Source organism: Mycolicibacterium confluentis (genome assembly GCF_010729895.1).
Taxonomy (GTDB): domain Bacteria; phylum Actinomycetota; class Actinomycetes; order Mycobacteriales; family Mycobacteriaceae; genus Mycobacterium; species Mycobacterium confluentis.
The window spans coordinates 3,050,385-3,068,629 of record NZ_AP022612.1; the positions used below are offsets into that span (position 1 = coordinate 3,050,385).

Here is an 18,245-nt window from a genome sequence, read left to right on the forward strand (position 1 = left end):
GGACCCCAGATGCGGCTACGGCCGTCGATCGAAGCGGTCGGATGTCATCCGGCCGCCACTACCGAAGACCGCCCACAAGTGGCAGGTCCTGCTCGTGACGCGCAGGGACGGTGCACGCGGTTGCGCGAACCGCACCGTTGTTCTGCCATGCCGAAGACGACATTGGATACAGAACAGCCTCACTCTACACTGCCGACGCCCGGATTTCGGCAAACACGCAGGTCATCGGAGGTTCTCCACACAGACGGTGAATTGCCTCTGGGTGTAGGCGTAGCCGAGGCCGCTGGCGCACTGATCGACCCTGGCCACATCGGTCAGGATCTGGGTGGCGCGCTGCCGGAACGGCACCGTCCGGTCGGCGCAGTCCACCCGCACCGAGTGCGTCCGGTGGTCGGGGTCCACGCTCATGCATTCGCCGAGCACCCAGTCGATGTCCATGCAGACAGTGGTCTGATCAGCGAGTCCGCCGCGCTGAGAGTAGAACGAGTCCACGTCGGGTGGGCACAGTTCGGCCCCGCCGGTGACCGTGGCCACCACCTTGTAGTTGGACTCGGCGCTGCCGCAGGCCACCTCGGCGGCTTCGGGGCGGTCGATCGCGCCGCCGACTCGCAGGCAGTCGCCCACCTCGAAGTCGGCGGCCTTCGTCGACCCCGGGAACACCTCATCACCACAGCCCACAGACCACAACGCCGCGATCACGAGGATCGCGGCGCAGGTGGCGGGCCTGTGGGTCAGCGGCGCAGACCCAGGCGCTCGATCAGCGAGCGGTAGCGGGCGACGTCGACCGCAGCCACGTACTTCAGCAGGCGGCGACGGCGGCCGACCAGCAGCAGCAGGCCGCGGCGCGAGTGGTGGTCATGCTTGTGCTGCTTGAGGTGCTCGGTGAGGTCGGAGATGCGCTTGGTCAGCAGCGCGACCTGGGCCTCGGGAGAACCGGTGTCGGTCTCGTGCAGGCCGTAGCTGCTCAGGATCTCTTTTTTCTGCTCGGCGGTAAGCGCCACGAATTCACTCCATCAATCGGTCCGTGTCCAGATGTCGACCCCGCGGGCGGGATCATGACGCGGCCACCACGGCCTGCAGCACGCGCCAATTGTCGGGCAGAAGTCTAGCAAGGAAGCCGGGTCAGACCGAATCGCGCAGAATTGCGCGGGCCTTCTCGGTGTCCCGCTCCATGGCCTTGATCAGGTCATCGACATGGGAGAACTTCTCCTGGCCCCGGATCCGGGCGACGAAGTCGACCGCGACGTGCTGCCCGTAGAGGTCGGCGGCCGTGTCGAGGACGAACGCCTCGACCGTGCGCGTGCGCCCGGAGAACGTCGGGTTGGTGCCCACCGACACGGCGGCCTGATAGCGCTCCCCCGGAGTCACGGTGCCCATCACGGGGCCGTGGCCGAGCACCGTGAACCATGCGGCGTACACACCGTCGGCCGGGATCGCGGAGTGCATCGGCGGGGCGACGTTCGCGGTCGGGAAGCCGAGTCCGCGCCCGCGGCCGTCACCGCGCACCACGACACCCTCGACGCGGTGCGGGCGACCCAGTGCCTCGGCGGCGGCCACCACATCACCGGCGTCCACGCAGGACCGGATGTAGGTGGAGGAGAACGTCACCGACTGTTCGTCGTGATGATCGGTGACCAGAGACATGGCCTCGACGGCGAAGCCGAACCGCTCCCCCGCCCTGCGCAGCATGTCGACGTTGCCCGCGGCCTTCTTGCCGAACGTGAAGTTCTCGCCCACAACGACTTCGAGGACGTGCAGGTGTTCCACCAGAAGTTCATGGACGTAGCGGTCCGGCGTGAGCTTCATGAAGTCCGCGGTGAAGGGCATCACCAGGAAAACGTCGACGCCCAGTTCCTCGGCCAGTTCCGCGCGCCGGGTCAGCGTCGTCAGTTGAGCCGGATGACTGCCCGGGAACACCACTTCCATGGGATGTGGGTCGAACGTCATCAACACCACCGGCACACCGCGACTGCGCCCCGCCTTGACGGCGCGAGCGATCAGTTCGGCGTGTCCGCGGTGCACACCGTCGAACACGCCGATCGTGAGTACGCATCTGCCCCAGTCCGAGGGGATCTCGTCCTGTCCCCGCCACCGCTGCACGGGATAAGCCTACGGTGCCGCTGTCGGCGAGTCTGCGGTGGACACCAAATCCACACGTGGTGTTCCCCGCCACGACCGCCCCGGCGGGTGTCCGTGGGTGCCCGGACGTAAGAAGGTCTGCCTAAACTCTAGTGTTGTGAGCCCCGACAGCGGCCCTGAGACTGGGGCGACCGACCTGACGACGGTCGCTCAGGACTACCTGAAGACCATCTGGACGGCACAGGAGTGGTCCCACGAGAAGGTGAGCACCAAAATGCTCGCCGAACGCATCGGGGTCTCGGCGAGCACGGCCTCGGAATCCATCCGCAAACTCGCCGACCAGGGCCTGGTGCACCACGAGAAGTACGGTGCGGTGACGCTGACCGAGGCGGGTCGCAGCGCGGCCCTGGCGATGGTCCGCAGGCACCGCCTGCTGGAGACCTTCCTGGTCAACGAACTCGGGTACAGCTGGGACGAGGTGCACGACGAGGCCGAAGTCCTCGAGCACGCAATCTCCGACCGCATGCTCGACCGCATGGACGCCAAGCTCGGCCACCCGACCCGCGACCCGCACGGCGACCCGATCCCGGCCGCCGACGGGCAGGTGCCCACGCCGCCGGCGCGCCAACTGTCGGCCTGCGACGACGGTGACGAGGGCACCGTGGCGCGGATCTCGGATGCCGACCCGGAGATGCTGCGCTACTTCGACACCGTCGGGATCAACCTGGACTCGCGGGTGCGCGTGCTGGCGCGCCGCGACTTCGCCGGCATGATCTCGGTGGCCATCGAGAACGGCGAGCCGTCCGCGGACACCGAGGCCGTCACCGTCGAACTGGGCAGCCCTGCCGCACAGGCGATCTGGGTGACGGAACGCGCTTAGGCCGGTTCCGCGTCGGACGCGTAGACACCGAGCAGATCCCGCGCCGAGACGATCCCCACCAACGTCTCGCCGTCCTCCACCAGCAGATGCCGGATGTGTTTGTCGGTCATGCGCTGGGCGACCTCGTCGACGGTCGCGTCGGCGGCACACCACACCAGGTTCGTGCTCGCCACATCGGCAGCCCGCACGGCCGTGGGATCCTGACCGGCGGCCACCACGCGGGCGACGTCACGCTCACTGATCAGGGCCGTGGGCCGGGCCTGCGCCCCGACGATCACCGCGCCCACCTCGGCGTTGATGAGTGCGGCGGCGGCCGCGGCGACGGTCGCGTCGGATGGCACGCGCACCACCGCATCTCCAGTCAGATCTGCGACGGCTATCGATCCGGCGGCGGGAACTCCAGTCATATCTTCATGCTGGCACCGCAACCGCTGGCAGCACAGGGACCAAGGTCGTCGACCGTCGGGACCTCCGCTGCGCTCCCTAGGCCAACGTGGCCGGGCGCACCACCACCACCGACTTGGTGCGTGCGCCGCGATCCTCCAGCAGCGCCATCACATTTCCGTCGGGGGCGACGGCGGCGTACACGCCCTCGATGCCCGCGCTGGGCAGGGGCCTTCCGTGGCTGACGTCCTGAACTTCTCGGTCGTCGATGTCGCGCCGCGGGAACGCCAGCAGGCAGGCCGCGTCGAGTGTCAGACTCAACTGAGCCGACTCGGCCAGCTCCTCGAGCGTGCGCGCGGTGTCCAGCCCGAACTCACCCACCCTGGTGCGGCGCAGCGCCGTCAGGTGCCCGCCGACACCCAGTGCCGTGCCGATGTCGCGCGCGAGGGCGCGGATGTAGGTGCCCGACGAGCAGTCCACCACGACGTCGACGTCGACCACGTCGGCCTCCCGCCGGACCTCGAGCACGTCGAAGCGGTCGATGCGGACGCGGCGGGCCGCGAGTTCGACCTGCTGTCCCTCGCGCGCCAGCTGGTAGGCGCGCTTGCCGTCGATCTTGATGGCGCTGACGGACGAGGGCACCTGCTCGATGTCACCGCGCAGCGCGGCGACGGCATCGGCGATGTCCGCATCGGTGACCGCGGCGGCCGAAACCTCCCGCACCAGCTCACCTTCGGCGTCATCGGTCGAGGTGGCCTGCCCCAGGCGGATGGTCGCGGTGTAGGTCTTCGAACTGCCCGCCACCAACCCGAGGATCTTGGTGGCCCGTTCGATGCCGATCACGAGCACGCCCGTGGCCATCGGATCCAACGTCCCGGCGTGGCCCACCTTGCGGGTGCCGAAGAGTCGACGGCACCGTCCCACGACGTCATGGCTGGTCATACCCGGCGGCTTGTCGACGATGACGATGCCGGGGTCCGGCGCCGCGCTCACAGCACGATCGCCGTCAGCGCCAGGCCCTCGGCCACCGACCAGCGCCCCTGCAGAGCGGTCAGCGGGGGTCCGGACTCGGCGGCCGGGTCGATCAGGATCCGCGACGTGAAACTTCCCGCGGTCCCCGAAGAGTCCACGGCGAAGGTGATGTGCGCGTCCTCGAAGCCCAGCCAGCGGTGTGTCAGGGGATACCAGGCCTTGTAGGTCGCCTCTTTGGCGCAGAACAGGATTCGGTCCCAGTGCAGGTCGGTGGGCAGACCCGCCAACGCGTCACGTTCGGCGTCGAGGCTGATCGCGCCCAACACGCCGTTGGGCAGCACGTCGTGGGGTTCGGCGTCGATGCCCACCGAGCGCACCTCGGTCGACGGCGCGACGACCGCGCCGCGGTACCCCTCACAGTGCGTCAGGCTGCCGACCACACCGGCGGGCCAGCACGGTTCGCCCTTATCCCCCTTGAGGATCGGCACCGGCGGGACGCCGAGTTCGGCGAGCGCCAGCCTCGCGCAGTGGCGCACCGTGACGAACTCGTTGCGCCGCTTGGCCACCGACTTGGCCACGAGTGGCTCCTCGGCGGGCAGCGGCATCAGACCGGGCGGATCGGAGTACACCTCGGCGGAACGCACATCGCCGGGCGCATCGGCGAGCAGCGTCGACAGCAGCGTCATGACCGCCGACTCCGCAGCCGATCCCGGAACTTCTCCGACTGCTCCCGCATCTCGGGCGTGATCATGAAGTGCCCGCCGAACTCGTTGAGGTAACCGGGGGCATACATCGGGTCCGGCAGCACCTGCCGCAGCCATCGATACGGCTTGCGGCGCCGCCACTCTCGCGGATACCCGACCGACACCTCCTCGAAGCGCACCCCGTCGTACCACGTGGTCCGCGGGATGTGCAGGTGGCCGTACACCGAGCAGATCGCGTTGTAGCGGGTGTGCCAGTCCCTGGTCGCGGTGGTCCCGCACCACAGCGAGAACTCCGGGTAGAACAGCACGTCGCAGGGTTCGCGCACCAACGGGAAGTGGTTGACCAGGACCGTGGGTGTCATCCAGTCGAGGTCCTCGAGCCTCTTCTTGGTGTGCTCCAGACGGTCCCGGCACCACGCGTCCTTGGTGGCATACGGTTCGCTCGAGAGCAGGAACTCGTCGGTTGCCACGACATTGTTCTGCTTGGCGATCGCCAGGCCCTCACCCTTGGTCGTCGCACCCTCGGGCAGGAACGTGTAGTCGTAGAGCAGGAACATCGGCACGATGGTCGCCGGACCGCCCTCGTCGGTCCACACCGGATACGGATGTTCGGGCGTCACGACACCCATCTCGTCGCACATGTTGACCAGGTAGTCGTACCGGGACCGGCCGAACACCTGCATCGGGTCCTTGCCGGTGGTCCACAGTTCATGGTTGCCGGGCACCCAGATCACCTTGGCGAAACGCCGGCGGAGCAGGTCCAGGGACCATTTGATGTCGTCGGTGCGCTCCGCGACGTCGCCCGCGACGATGAGCCAGTCGTCCGGGGTGGCGGGATACAGCGACTCGGTGACCGGCTTGTTGCCGGTGTGACCGGTGTGCAGATCACTGACCGCCCAGAGCGTCGGGCGCGACCTGGTCGCAGTCTCGTGTGTCACGGCAATCCAGCCTAGGCGAAGCACGTTGCGCCCGCGCGGACCCACCATGCGGCGAACTAGAACACGTTCTCGTTTTTCCCTTGTACACTCCCCGCAGGGTCGGATGAATCCACGAAGGGGTGTGATGGTCGCCAGAATGCGGTTGTTTGCGGCACTGGGGGCGCTGATCGCCGCCGTGGTGATCGTGCTGCCGACGACACCACCGGCGCTCGACGGGTACGCGGAGGTCGCGCTGCGGTCCACCGATGCCCCGCTGACTCCCACGGGTCCGGTCGTCAACATCACCGACCCCGAACCGTTCAATCCGTGCACCGACATCCCGCTCGACGTCACCAACGGCCTGGGCCTGGGCTTCACGCCGCCCGAGCAGGAGAACAGCCTGCGGTGCCACTACGACGCGGGCAACTACCAGATGGCGGTCGAGGCCTTCGTCTGGCGGACCTACGAGCAGTCGCTGCCGACCGACGCCGTTGAACTCGACATCGACGGCCACCGCGCCGCGCAGTACTGGGTCATGAAGCCCACGGACTGGAACAACCGCTGGTGGATCACCTGCATGATCACGTTCCGAGCCAGCTACGGCGTCATCCAGCAGTCGCTGTTCTACTCACCGATCCACTCCCCCAACGGCCCGGACTGCATGCAGGAGAACCTGATGCGCGCCCACCAGTTGGCGCCGTACTACAAGTTCTGAGCGCCTTTCGAATTCGTCCACGTAGCCTGGCCGCATGACCGCGATCTCGGACGACTCCGCGCCCGTCTCAGTGGCCGTCACCGCGCGCCGGCGGGCCCGGGGGCTGCTCAGCCGCGTGCTGCGCGTGCCCGCGCCCACCACCACCTACCAGGTGCAGCACCGCGTGCGGATCCCAATGCGCGACGGCGTCGAACTGCTCGCCGACCACTACGCCCCCGACACCGAGACCCCGGCAGGCACCCTGCTGGTGCGCGGCCCCTATGGCCGCGCTTTTCCCTTCTCGTCGCTGTACGCCCGGGTGTACGCAGCGCGCGGTTACCACGTCGTGCTGCAGAGCGTGCGCGGCACGTTCGGCTCCGGCGGCGAGTTCGTCCCGCCCGTGCACGAGGCCGCCGACGGTGCCGACACCGCCGCGTGGCTGCGCGAACAGGATTGGTATACGGGTTCATTCGGCACGGTCGGGCTGTCGTATCTGGGCCAGACCCAATGGGCGCTGCTGGAGAATCCACCCGAGGACATGTTGGCCGCGGTGGTGGTGGTCGGCGTGCACGACTTCGCCGCGTCGTCGTGGGGCACCGGCGCGTTCGCCGCCAACGACTTCCTGGGCTGGAGCAACATGATCAGCCATCAGGAGGAGCCCAACAAACTGCGAATCGTGCTGAACCACCTGCGATCCCGCAAGCAGGTCGCCCACGCGATCGGCCGACCGCCGCTGGCCGCCTCGGGTCGCGCCCTGCTCGCCGACGGCGCGCCGTGGTGGGAACAGTGGCTTGAGCACCCGGATGTCGACGACCCGTTCTGGGACCGCTACAAGTTCTACGGCGGACTCGACCGCGCTGCGGTGCCGGTGCTGCTGATGGGTGGTTGGCAGGACCTGTTCCTGGAGCAGACCATCGAGCAGTACCACCGCCTGCACAACCGCGGAGTCGACGTGCAGTTGACCCTGGGGCCGTGGACGCACACACACATGACGGGCAGGGCCGCGGGCGCAGTGCTGCGCGAGAGCCTGGACTGGTTCGGCCGCCACCTCGGCGGTGGACCCGCTGCGGACCGCGCGCCGGTGCGCTATTTCGTCACCGGCGCGGGCACGTGGCATGACGCACCGCAGTGGCCGCCGATGACCACGACCGAGCACGTGCTGCACCTGGCCCCCGAACATCGACTCACCGACAAGGCCCCCGAGGGCCCCTGCGCGTCGTTCACGTTCGACCCGCAGAGTCCCACGCCGACCATCGGTGGGCGCCTGCTCGCACCGAACGCCGGACGCCGTCGCGACGACTCCCTCGCCCAACGCCCCGATGTGCTGGCCTTCACCGGTGAACCGCTGGCCACCGATCTCCACGTGTACGGCGCGCCGGTGGTCGAACTCGACCACGAATCCGACAACCCGCATGTGGATCTGTTCGTCCGAGTCAGTGAGGTCGATCGAAAAGGGCGCTCCCGCAACATCAGTGACGGGTATCGGCGCCTGGTGCGCACCGACTACGACGGCGATGCGGTGCGCATCGAACTCGACGAGATCGCGCATCGGTTCGCCGCGGGCAACCGAATCCGGGTGCTGGTGGCGGGTGGGTCGTTTCCGCGCTTCGCGCCGAATCTGGGCACCGGGGACCATCCCGCACACGGCAGTCGCACGGCACCGGCCACGCACACCGTGCACCTGCGCGGCGGATCACGGCTGGTGCTGCCGCAGGGGCCGCGGCCCTGAGTCTCAGCCGACCGCTTGGATCAGCCGACCGCAGTGCGCACCCGTGCCGCCACCGCGGTGAGGTCCGCCGCGCTGTGCACCGATGCGCCGGCCTCACCGGTGACCGGCAGGTCGACCCAACTCCGGCAGCCGCCGAACTCGGGCGAGCGGGGCACCCGCACAGGCTCCGCGAGCGGCCGGACGTCGACGACGAGCACCGCAAGCCGGTGCTTGGGCCGGAAGTCCAGCCGATCGGCGCGCACCGACTCCTCGGTCCAGATGTGCAGGTCGGCGATGTCACCGATCTGGTCGGGCCGCTCCACGGCGATCACGTCGACGACCTTCGCGGCTGCACGCACCACGACGGCGTCCTCGGTGCTGTCGGCGGCCGCCGGCGCCAGCAGGTCCTGATGTTCGGGCCGCACCCGCTCGGCATGGCTGTGCGCCACCGTCGGCATCAGCACGAATTCGCCCGCACTGACCTCGAATCGCTTCTCCCCGATACCGCCCTTGCGCAGCAACACGGTCTGCCGGCCGTCCAGGAGTGCATGCACGGCCGCACTCCACTCCTTGAGCGCGGTGGTCACGCGGGTGCGCCGCCGCGGGCCGCGATCCGGGCCTGCACCTCGGGGCGGCGCAGCGGCGGCACGGTCTTGGGGGGTTGGCGGCGTGGCGGCAGCGCGTCGAGGAGTCGGTGCGTCGCGGCCGTCACGTCGGCCACGGCGGCTTCGAACGCCGCGACGTTGGCCTCCGACGGTCGGGTGACACCGCTGACCTTCCGGACGTACTGGCGCGCGGCCGCCTCGATCTCCGCGGGCGTGGCCGCAGGCTCCAGGCCGCGCAATTCGGTGATGTTCCGGCACATGGGCACCAAGGTAAGCGCGTTACGCCTCTGCGGCTACCGTGACCAACATGTCTGGCGCCAACGCATCTGAAGTCCTGCTGATCGACACCACCGACCGGGTCCGCACGCTGACCCTGAACCGGCCCAAGTCCCGCAATGCGCTGTCCGCCGCGCTGCGCACCGAGCTGTTCCAGGAACTGGCCGTCGCCGGGGCCGACGACGACGTCGACGTCATCATCCTCACCGGCGCCGACCCGGTGTTCTGCGCCGGCCTGGACCTCAAGGAACTCGGCGACACCACCGACCTGCCCGACATCTCCCCCAAGTGGCCGGATCTGGACAAGCCCGTGATCGGCGCGATCAACGGCGCGGCCGTGACCGGCGGCCTGGAGCTGGCGCTGTACTGCGACATCCTGATCGCGTCGGAGAAGGCCGCCTTCGCCGACACCCATGCCCGCGTCGGCCTGCTGCCCACGTGGGGGCTGTCAGTGCGGTTGCCGCAGAAGGTCGGCGTCGGCATGGCCCGCCGGATGAGCCTGACCGGCGACTACCTGTCGGCCGCCGACGCGCTGCGCGCGGGCCTGGTGACCGAGGTGGTGCCGCACGAGCAGCTGCTGGACGCGGCACGGGCCGTGGCCGCCTCGATCGTCGGCAACAACCAGAAGGCCGTGCGGGCCCTGCTGGGCTCCTACCACCGCATCGACGCCGCGCAGACCAACAACGGCCTCTGGATCGAGGCCGAGTCTGCACGCACGTGGATGCGCTCGACGACGGGCGACGACATCGCCGCCAGTCGCGCGTCGGTCATTGATCGCGGCCGCGCGCAGGTGCACTGAGTAATTCTGCTGCTGGGCGAGGGCGCGCGGCGGTGTCACGATGGGTGCTGTGACGATGCCGCCCTTCGCCCAGCCAGCACCGCCCGCACCTCGACCGGCCGATACGGGCCGAGTCCTCGACATCATCCTGACCGTGCTGTTCCTCGGCGTCCTGCTCGCTGGATCGGGGTTCATCGGACTTCTCACCCTCTACGGGTTCTCGATGTCCACAGACAGCTGCTACGGCGACAGGTGCCGCGAGGAGTTCGTCATGCCGGCCCTGCTCGTCGAATGGGGCAGCATCGCCCTGGGCGTCCTGGTCGCGTTTGGCGGCGTCATCTACGGCGCGGTCCGGCGCAGGCTCATGCTGGTGTGGCCACTGGTCGGGATCGGGCTTGTGCTGGTGGGCACCGCGATCGCCTTCGCGCTGATCGACTACGCGGTCGGCCGCTGACCTAGTGGGTGCCCGGCACGGCCCAGCGACCTGACAGCGTCCGGACGCCCACAAACACCAGGCGCAGCACCATGAACGTCGACAGGCCGGCCCAGATGCCGCGCAGCCCCCAGTCGAACGCAAGAGACAGCCAGATCAGCGGTAAGAATCCGAGCAGCGCGCTGGCCAGCGTGGCGTTGCGCATGAATTTCGCGTCGCCGGCGCCGAGCAGCACGCCGTCGAGCGCGAAGACGATGCCCGCCACCGGCAGCTGGGCCACCAGGAACCACCACGGCACGCCGATCGCATCCAACACCGACTCGTCGTGGGTGAAGAGCGTGGGGAACACCGTGGCGCCGCCGGCGAGGATTGCGGCCAGCGCGAGTGCGGCCACGGCGGAGAACACCGTCACTCGGCGCGCCACCGACTTGGCGTGCGGCAGCTGCCCCGCCCCCAGCGCCGCCCCGACCAGCGACTGCGCGGCGATCGCCAGCGAATCGAGCACCAGCGCAAGGAAACTCCACAGCTGCAGCACCACCTGATGCGCGGCGACGGCGGCGGCGCCGAATCGGGCGGCGACCGCGGCGGCCGAGACGAAGCAGGCCTGGAACGCCAGGGACCGCAGCAGAAGGTCGCGGGCCATCACCACCTGGGTGCGCAGGACCTGCGGGTCCATCCGCAGCGGCACACGTTCGGCCAGCAGCGCGCGGCAGAACAGCGCCGCGGCCAGCCACTGCCCGCACAGGTTGGCCACGGCGGAACCCGCGAGTTCCAGCCGCGGCAACCCCAGCCAGCCGTACACGAGCATCGGGCACAGCACCGCCGACACCGCAAAGCCGGTGATCACATACCGCAGCGGGCGGACGGTGTCCTGCACACCGCGCATCCAACCGTTGCCGGCCAGGGAGATCAGGATCGCCGGGGCGCCGAGGATCGCGATCCGCAGCCACGGCAGTGCGGCCGCGGTGATGTCCTCGGATCCGGCGATGGCCGACACCATGGGACGCGCGACGCTCTCGACGACGGCGATGATCAGCAGCCCGAGTCCGACGGCCAGCCAGGTGGCCTGTACGCCCTCGCGGACCGCGGCGCCGCGGTCCCCCGCGCCGAAGTGCCGGGCCGAGCGGGCCGTGGTGCCGTATGACAGGAACGTGCCCTGCGACGCCACGAGGCTGAGCACCAGTCCGCCGATCGCCAGGCCCGCGAGGGCCATCGCGCCCAAGCGGCCGACCACCGCGATGTCGAACAGAAGATAGAGGGGCTCCGCGGCGAGCACGCCCAGGGCGGGAAACGCCAGTCCGGCGATCGTCCTGCCGGTGGGAGGCCTCAGCGCCTCGTCGGGATCGGGGTTGTGTTCAGACAAGCGCGGTGCTCAGACAAGCGCGGCGCGCAGCTCTTCGACGACGTCGGTCGCTGCGCCCGCGGTCGAGTAACCCGCAGCCAGGCGATGTCCGCCGCCGCCGAAACGCGTGGCGACCGTGGCCAAGTCGTAGGACTTGGCGCGCATCGAGACCGACCAGTGCTCGGGCTCGATCTCCTTGAACACCACCGCCACCTCGGCCTGCTGCGCCGTCCGAACGATATCGACGATGCTCTCGACCTCTTCGGGCCTTGCGTTGGCCCACTCGTGATACGGCACGACCGCGTAGACCAGTCCGCGACCCTGCGCCGCATCGGGCACCAACTGCGCCGAGGCCAGCACGCGCGAGAGCATCGGCAGCCAGGAGAACGGGTGGGTGTCCAGCAGTGTGCGGCTGATGTCTGCGTTGTCGACACCGAGTTCGACCAGCCGGGCCGCCAACCGGTGTGCGCGGGGGGTGGCCCAGCGGAACGACCCGGTGTCGGTGGTGAGACCGGCGTAGAGGCAATGCGCGACCTGCGCGTCGATGGGCTTGTCCCACGCGTCGAGAAGGTCGGCGATCAGCATCGTGGTGGAGTCCGCCGCGGGATCGACGAAGTTGGCGGTGCCGAACAGCCGGTTCGACGCGTGATGGTCGATGACCAGGACCTCCGAGTCCCCGTCCAGGAGGTATCGCAGCGCGCCGAGTCGGTTCTCGCTCGGGATGTCGACGGTGACCACGAGGTCGGGGGTCTCCTGCACCGCGTTCGGCGGCACCAGAAGGTGACCGCCAGGCAGGCTCTGCAGCGACTCGGGCAGCGTGGCCGGCGCGGCGAAACTCACCGCGACGTCCTTGCCGACCCGTTCGAGGACCTGTGCCAGCGCCAACCCCGCGCCGATCGTGTCGGCGTCGGGGAAGACGTGCGCCACCACGACGATGCGCTGGGCGGCATCAAGCACCGCAGCGGCCCCCCGCGCGTCGACGCGGCGGCCCACCGCGGCTGGTTCAGTCTTCGGATCGATCGCCGTCACCGGTGCCCTCAGGGTCTGAGTCCTGCTCCGTCCCACTGACACGGTACGGGTCTGCGTCCCCCGCCGGCTTCGCACCCTCGCGAACCTTCGCCACGTCGGCGTCGGCCGCCCGCGCACGCGCGAGCAGTTCCTCCATCCGAAGCGCGGCGTCGGGCACGGTGTCCCGCTCGAACGTCAGTGTCGGAGTGAACCGAACCCCGGTTGCGGCACCGACTTTCGTGCGGAGTACACCCTTGGCGCTGTCCAGTGCGGCCGCGGCCCCGGCGTAATCCGGGTCCTCGTCGAGGCTGCGGCCCAACACTGTGTAGTAGAGCGTGGCGTCGTGCAGATCGCCGGTCACCTTGGCGTCCGTGATCGTCACACCCGCCAAGCGGGGATCCTTGATCTCGTACTCGATGGCCGAGGCGACGATCGTGGAGATCCGCTTGGCGAGCCGTCGCGCGCGTGCCGGATCAGCCACTAGACGCGCTCTTTCTCGACGAGCTCATAGGTCTCGACGACGTCGCCTTCCTTGATGTCGCTGTACGTCAAGGTCAGACCACACTCGTAACCCTCGCGCACCTCGGTGGCATCGTCCTTCTCGCGCTTGAGCGAGGAGACCGTGAGGTTCTCGGCGACGACGATGTTGTCGCGAAGCAGTCGAGCCTTGGCGTTGCGACGCATGATTCCGGACTGAACCAGGCAGCCGGCGATGTTGCCGACCTTGGACGACCGGAAGATCGCGCGGATCTCGGCACGGCCCAGTTCCTTCTCCTCGTACACCGGCTTGAGCAGGCCCTTGAGCGCGCTCTCGATCTCGTCGATCGCCTGGTAGATGACGGAGTAGTACCGGATGTCGACACCCTCGCGGTTGGCCAGCTCGGTGGCCTTGCCCTCCGCGCGGACGTTGAAGCCGATGATGATCGCATCCGAGGCCGACGCCAGGTTGACGTTGGTCTCGGTGACACCGCCGACGCCGCGGTCGATGACGCGAAGTTCGACCTCGTCGTCGATCTGAATCCCCAGCAGGGCCTCCTCCAGCGCCTCCACGGTGCCGGAGTTGTCGCCCTTGAGGATCAGGTTGAGCTGACTGGTCTCCTTCAGCGCTGCATCGAGATCGTCGAGGCTGATCCGCTTGCGCGAGCGCGCGGCCAGCGCGTTGCGCTTGCGCGCACTGCGCCGATCGGCGATCTGGCGGGCGATCCGGTCCTCGTCGACGACGAGCAGGTTGTCACCGGCACCCGGCACCGACGTGAAGCCGATGACCTGGACCGGACGCGACGGCAGCGCCTCTTCGACGTCGTCGCCGTGCTCGTCGACCATGCGCCGCACACGTCCGTAGGCGTCGCCGGCCACGATCGAGTCGCCGACCCGCAGCGTGCCGCGCTGGATGAGCACGGTGGCCACGGGGCCACGACCGCGGTCGAGGTGCGCCTCGATGGCCACACCCTGGGCCTCCATGTCGGGGTTCGCCCGCAGGTCCAGTGCCGCATCCGCGGTGAGCAGGACCGCTTCGAGAAGGTTCTCGATGTTGGTTCCCTGCTTCGCCGAGATGTCGACGAACATGGTGTCGCCGCCGAAGTCCTCGGCCACCAGGTTGTACTCGGTGAGCTGCGCCCGGATCTTCGCCGGGTCGGCGCCCTCCTTGTCGATCTTGTTGACCGCGACCACGATCGGCACATCTGCGGCCTGCGCGTGGTTGATGGCCTCCACCGTCTGCGGCATGACGCCGTCGTCGGCCGCGACCACCAGGATCGCGATGTCGGTGGCCTTCGCGCCACGGGCACGCATGGCGGTGAACGCCTCGTGACCCGGGGTGTCGATGAAGGTGATCAGGCGCTCGGCACCGTCGTGCTCGACGGCCACCTGGTAGGCACCGATGTGCTGGGTGATGCCACCGGCCTCGCCCTCACGCACGTTGGCCTTGCGGATGGTGTCCAGCAGTCGGGTCTTGCCGTGGTCGACGTGGCCCATGACCGTGACGACCGGCGGACGCTGCTCGAGGTCCTCTTCGCCGCCCTCGTCCTCGCCGTAGGTGAGGTCGAACGACTCCAGGAGCTCGCGATCCTCGTCCTCGGGCGAGACGACCTGAACCTTGTAGTTCATCTCGCTGCCGAGCAGTTCGAGGGTGTCGTCGCCGACAGACTGCGTGGCGGTCACCATCTCACCGAGGTTGAACAGCGCCTGCACCAGCGAGGCCGGGTTGGCGTTGATCTTCTCGGCGAAATCGCTCAGCGACGCGCCGCGAGCCAGGCGGATGACCTCGCCGTTGCCGTGCGGCAACCGCACGCCACCGACGACGGGCGCCTGCATGTTCTCGTATTCGGCGCGTTTCGCCCGCTTCGACTTGCGACCACGCTTGGGCGCACCGCCGGGGCGACCGAACGCACCTGCGGCGCCGCCGCGCTGACCGGGACGGCCACCGCCGCCACCGCCACCGGGGCGACCCCGGAAACCACCTGCGGCCGCACCGCCAGCACCGGCACCTGCGCCTGCGCCGCCACCGGCACCGCCGCCGCGGTAGTTACCGCCGCCGCCACCGCCGGGACGTGCACCCTGACCTGCGCCACCGGGGCGCGGACCGCCGCCCGGGCGCGGACCCGGACGTGGGCCGGCGCGACCGGGCAGGCCGGTCGCGGGGCGCGGGGGCATATTGCCCGGCGTGGCGCCGGGACGCGGGCTGGGACGCGGACCGCCCGCACCCGGACCGGGACGGGGACCGCCCTGGGGACGCGGCGCCGGACGTTCGACCGGCTGCTGCGACGAGAACGGGTTGTTGCCAACGCGGGGCGGACGCGGCGCGCCCGGCTTGGGACCACCGGGCTTGGGGCCCGGAGCCGTGGGAGCCGGAGCCGCGGACGCCGCGGGGGCGGCCGGAGCAGCCGGAGCGGCCGGTGCCGGAGCGGCCGGTGCCGCAGCCGCCGGAGCGGGCGCGGGTTCCGGGACCGGGGCCGGGGCCGGGGGCTTCGGGGCGCCGGGCTTGGGGCCACCGGGCTTGGGGCCCGGAGCCGTGGGAGCCGTGGGAGCCGCCGCTGCGGGGGCGGACGGGGCACTGACCTCGGCGGCCGCGGCGGGGGCCGCGGGTGCTGAGGTGGCGCCATTGCCTGCCGGCGCGGGCTTGGCGGGAGCCTTCTTCTCGGGCTTTCCGCCGCCGAACGACTCACGGAGGCGACGTGCGACGGGTGCTTCCACCGTCGACGACGCTGACTTGACGAATTCGCCCTGCTCACTCAGCCGGGCGAGTACTTCCTTACTTGTGACACCGAGTTCCTTAGCCAACTCGTGCACGCGGGCCTTACCTGCCACTACATCTCCTCATCATGAGACGGCAGCGGAGGTCGGCCGACGCCTCGGGTTTAGCTATGACGCATGGTCATCGGGACTTCACGGTGTGCTCATGTTCTTCGCTACCTGTTCTGTTGCCGCGGTGTAGTGCTCGACCACCGCGGAGGTGTCCGGTGAACCGGCGATACGCAGCGCTCGGGTGAAGGCTCGCCGTCGAAGAGCGTCCTGCAGGCACTGCGGGTTGGGATGCAACCATGCACCCCGACCTGAAAGATTACCGGCCCTGTCAACGACCACGACAGCGCCACTGGGGCGGCCACCGGGATCGCCCGACTGGGCCACCATCCGAAGCAGATCGACGGCCAACTCTCGTTTCCGGCACCCGATACACGTTCGCACCGGACCTTCGGTGCTGCGGTGCTCCCGTGGGATGGGTGCAGGACTCTCGCGCTGGATCACGGCTCAGTCTACCGTCATCGGCGCCCCGCTCTAAACCAGCGCCACACCGGTCGACTGCGGGTCAGTGGGCGGGTGCCGCACCCCCGCTCTCGGGAGCGTCCACCGGCGCATCCGCATCGCTGCGAATATCGATGCGCCAGCCGGTCAGCCGGGCCGCCAACCTCGCGTTCTGCCCTTCCTTGCCGATCGCCAGCGACAGCTGGAAATCGGGCACGACGACGCGGGCCGCGCGGGTGTTGGGGTCGATCACCGTGACCGAGACGACTTTCGCGGGTGACAGCGCGTTGGCCACGAACCGCGCCGGGTCCTCGTCGTAGTCGATGATGTCGATCTTCTCGCCTGACAGTTCGCTCATCACGTTGCGCACACGCTGACCCATCGGTCCGATGCATGCGCCCTTGGCGTTGAGCCCCGGCATCTTGGAGGCCACCGCGATCTTCGACCGGTGTCCGGCCTCTCTGGCCACCGCGACGATGTCGACGGACCCGTCGGCGATCTCGGGCACCTCGAGCGAGAACAGCTTGCGAACCAGGTTCGGGTGGGTCCGCGACAGCCGGATCTGCGGCTCCCGCACTCCCCTGGTCACGCCGAGGACGAAACAGCGCAGTCGGTCGCCGTGCTCGTAGCTCTCGCCGGGCACCTGCTCCGAGGAGGGGATGACGCCTTCGGAGTACTTGGTCTCACTGCCCATCCGCAGCACCACCTCACCGCGCGCGTTGGCACGCGCGTCCCGCTGGATGACGCCGGCGACGATGTCACCCTCGCGGGCGGAGAACTCGCCGTAGATCTTCTCGTTCTCGGCGTCGCGGAAGCGCTGCAGCATGACCTGGCGGGCCGTGGTGGCCGCGACGCGGCCGAAGCCCTCGGGGGTGTCGTCCCACTCACTGATGAGCCGGCCCTCGTCATCGTGCTCGCGGGCCATCACCTTGACCTCGCCCGACTTGCGGTCGATCTCGATGGAGGCGTCCGCCTGGTGACCGTCGGTGTGTCGGTATGCGGTCAGCAGTGCCGATTTGATGGTCTCGAGCAATTCGCCTTCGGGGATGCCCCGATCCACTTCGATGGCGTGCAGTGCGGCCATGTCGATGTTCATAATCCGGCCTCCCTTCGGGTCTGGTCCAGGAAATCCTGCTCCGGCTGGGTGGGCCCGGAGAAGTCAACTTGGACAACGGCTTTGGCAATGTCAGTGAGTGGGGTTTCGCGCACCGCCCATTTCCGGCCGGCACGGATCACCAGGTGCAGGACACCGTCCGCGACACCCGCGATACGCCCGCTGGCGCGGTTGCCGTCGGCCAGTTCGAGTTCGACCAGTCGGCCCGTGGCGCGACGGTAGTGCTTCTCATGGGTCAGCGGACGGTCCACGCCGGGTGAGGTGACCTCGAGCACGTACGCCTCGTCGAAGCCCGACACCTCATCAAGGAGCTGGGCCGCGGACCGCGAGAGGTCGGCGACGGTGTCGAGATCGAGGGGAACGTCGCCGTCGGCGGTCACGGTGATCTGCGGCGGGCGCCGGTGGCCGTCGACCACCACGTCCTCGATCTCGTAACCGGCGCGCTCGAATTCCGCACTGAGAAGCTCGATCACCTGCGACGGAGCAGGCAGACCCGCGGGCATCTGCGTCACGGCGAAGCTCCTCATCTTGAGTTGTGCGGACTCGTGGCGGGTGCGGATGGGGCACGCCGCCAGGTACTTACGATACGCCAGGCTCGGAGTGGTTCCCG

The 18,245-nt window shown here is 69.2% G+C and carries 21 protein-coding genes; 5 read left to right on the top strand and 16 right to left on the bottom strand.

Translation table 11 applies throughout. From position 1 onward, the window contains the following. Positions 1-222 precede the first annotated feature (222 nt). The 3 genes from lppU to G6N34_RS14195 form a co-directional block, all read right to left on the bottom strand. Positions 223-735, bottom strand: coding sequence for an LppU family putative lipoprotein (lppU, locus tag G6N34_RS14185; protein WP_085152624.1), 513 nt, complete (start codon positions 733-735; stop codon positions 223-225). After that, a complete protein-coding gene (gene rpsO, locus G6N34_RS14190; RefSeq protein WP_085152625.1) occupies positions 732-1,001 on the bottom strand; it encodes a 30S ribosomal protein S15 in 270 nt (89 codons plus the stop codon). Before rpsO ends, lppU begins: the two co-directional genes overlap by 4 nt. 121 nt (positions 1,002-1,122) lie before the next feature. Further along, positions 1,123-2,100, bottom strand: a complete 978-nt coding sequence (locus G6N34_RS14195; RefSeq protein WP_085152626.1) for a bifunctional riboflavin kinase/FAD synthetase — start codon at positions 2,098-2,100, stop codon at positions 1,123-1,125. 136 nt (positions 2,101-2,236) lie between these two features. Between G6N34_RS14195 and mntR the strand changes: the two genes are divergently transcribed. Continuing rightward, entirely contained in the window at positions 2,237-2,959 is a 723-nt protein-coding gene (gene mntR / locus G6N34_RS14200; RefSeq protein ID WP_085152627.1) for a manganese-binding transcriptional regulator MntR, read from the top strand. Here mntR and G6N34_RS14205 read toward each other — a convergent pair. The 4 genes from G6N34_RS14205 to G6N34_RS14220 form a co-directional block, all read right to left on the bottom strand. Continuing rightward, entirely contained in the window at positions 2,956-3,366 is a 411-nt protein-coding gene (locus tag G6N34_RS14205; protein WP_085152628.1) for a CBS domain-containing protein, read from the bottom strand. The genes mntR and G6N34_RS14205 overlap by 4 nt on opposite strands. A gap of 76 nt (positions 3,367-3,442) precedes the next feature. Continuing rightward, a complete protein-coding gene (gene truB / locus G6N34_RS14210; RefSeq protein WP_085152629.1) occupies positions 3,443-4,336 on the bottom strand; it encodes a tRNA pseudouridine(55) synthase TruB in 894 nt (297 codons plus the stop codon). Further along, positions 4,333-5,001, bottom strand: coding sequence for a 4'-phosphopantetheinyl transferase PptT (gene pptT, locus G6N34_RS14215; protein WP_085152630.1), 669 nt, complete (start codon positions 4,999-5,001; stop codon positions 4,333-4,335). The genes truB and pptT overlap by 4 nt, the downstream gene beginning before the upstream one ends. Continuing rightward, complete coding sequence (locus G6N34_RS14220; protein ID WP_234812938.1) at positions 4,998-5,957, bottom strand: ACP phosphodiesterase PptH; 960 nt, start codon at positions 5,955-5,957, stop codon at positions 4,998-5,000. Before G6N34_RS14220 ends, pptT begins: the two co-directional genes overlap by 4 nt. 124 nt (positions 5,958-6,081) lie before the next feature. Here G6N34_RS14220 and G6N34_RS14225 point away from each other — a divergent pair, with 124 nt between their 5' ends. Both G6N34_RS14225 and G6N34_RS14230 read left to right on the top strand, forming a co-directional pair. Continuing rightward, positions 6,082-6,651: a DUF3558 domain-containing protein gene (locus tag G6N34_RS14225; protein WP_085152632.1), complete on the top strand. Its 570-nt coding sequence runs from the start codon at positions 6,082-6,084 to the stop codon at positions 6,649-6,651. A gap of 34 nt (positions 6,652-6,685) precedes the next feature. Next, a complete protein-coding gene (locus G6N34_RS14230; RefSeq protein ID WP_085152633.1) occupies positions 6,686-8,359 on the top strand; it encodes a CocE/NonD family hydrolase in 1,674 nt (557 codons plus the stop codon). Positions 8,360-8,379: 20 nt separating this feature from the next. On the opposite strand, the gene G6N34_RS14235 is transcribed toward G6N34_RS14230, so the two are convergent. Both G6N34_RS14235 and G6N34_RS14240 read right to left on the bottom strand, forming a co-directional pair. Next, entirely contained in the window at positions 8,380-8,925 is a 546-nt protein-coding gene (locus tag G6N34_RS14235; RefSeq protein WP_085152634.1) for a DUF1802 family protein, read from the bottom strand. Next, positions 8,922-9,203: a DUF2277 domain-containing protein gene (locus tag G6N34_RS14240; RefSeq protein ID WP_085152635.1), complete on the bottom strand. Its 282-nt coding sequence runs from the start codon at positions 9,201-9,203 to the stop codon at positions 8,922-8,924. Before G6N34_RS14240 ends, G6N34_RS14235 begins: the two co-directional genes overlap by 4 nt. A gap of 47 nt (positions 9,204-9,250) precedes the next feature. Between G6N34_RS14240 and G6N34_RS14245 the strand changes: the two genes are divergently transcribed. Continuing rightward, the gene (locus G6N34_RS14245; protein WP_085152636.1) at positions 9,251-10,018 is read left to right on the top strand and encodes an enoyl-CoA hydratase; all 768 of its coding nucleotides are present in this window, start codon (positions 9,251-9,253) and stop codon (positions 10,016-10,018) included. A 49-nt stretch (positions 10,019-10,067) separates the two neighbouring features. Further along, a complete protein-coding gene (locus tag G6N34_RS14250; protein WP_133057775.1) occupies positions 10,068-10,451 on the top strand; it encodes a hypothetical protein in 384 nt (127 codons plus the stop codon). A gap of 1 nt (position 10,452) precedes the next feature. On the opposite strand, the gene G6N34_RS14255 is transcribed toward G6N34_RS14250, so the two are convergent. From G6N34_RS14255 to rimP, 7 genes are all read right to left on the bottom strand, one after another. Further along, entirely contained in the window at positions 10,453-11,793 is a 1,341-nt protein-coding gene (locus G6N34_RS14255) for an MATE family efflux transporter (protein WP_085152638.1), read from the bottom strand. Between the two features lie 9 nt (positions 11,794-11,802). Continuing rightward, complete coding sequence (locus G6N34_RS14260) at positions 11,803-12,801, bottom strand: DHH family phosphoesterase (protein WP_085152639.1); 999 nt, start codon at positions 12,799-12,801, stop codon at positions 11,803-11,805. Beyond that, positions 12,776-13,261, bottom strand: a complete 486-nt coding sequence (gene rbfA / locus G6N34_RS14265) for a 30S ribosome-binding factor RbfA (protein WP_085152640.1) — start codon at positions 13,259-13,261, stop codon at positions 12,776-12,778. The genes G6N34_RS14260 and rbfA overlap by 26 nt, the downstream gene beginning before the upstream one ends. Next, a complete protein-coding gene (gene infB, locus G6N34_RS14270; RefSeq protein WP_163645399.1) occupies positions 13,261-16,086 on the bottom strand; it encodes a translation initiation factor IF-2 in 2,826 nt (941 codons plus the stop codon). The genes rbfA and infB overlap by 1 nt, the downstream gene beginning before the upstream one ends. A 78-nt stretch (positions 16,087-16,164) precedes the next feature. After that, positions 16,165-16,410: a YlxR family protein gene (locus G6N34_RS14275; protein ID WP_308213165.1), complete on the bottom strand. Its 246-nt coding sequence runs from the start codon at positions 16,408-16,410 to the stop codon at positions 16,165-16,167. 175 nt (positions 16,411-16,585) lie between these two features. Next, positions 16,586-17,617 (bottom strand): transcription termination factor NusA, encoded by a 1,032-nt coding sequence (gene nusA / locus G6N34_RS14280; RefSeq protein ID WP_085152643.1) that lies wholly within the window; start codon positions 17,615-17,617, stop codon positions 16,586-16,588. Then, complete coding sequence (gene rimP, locus G6N34_RS14285) at positions 17,614-18,138, bottom strand: ribosome maturation factor RimP (protein WP_085152713.1); 525 nt, start codon at positions 18,136-18,138, stop codon at positions 17,614-17,616. Before rimP ends, nusA begins: the two co-directional genes overlap by 4 nt. Positions 18,139-18,245 lie beyond the last annotated feature (107 nt).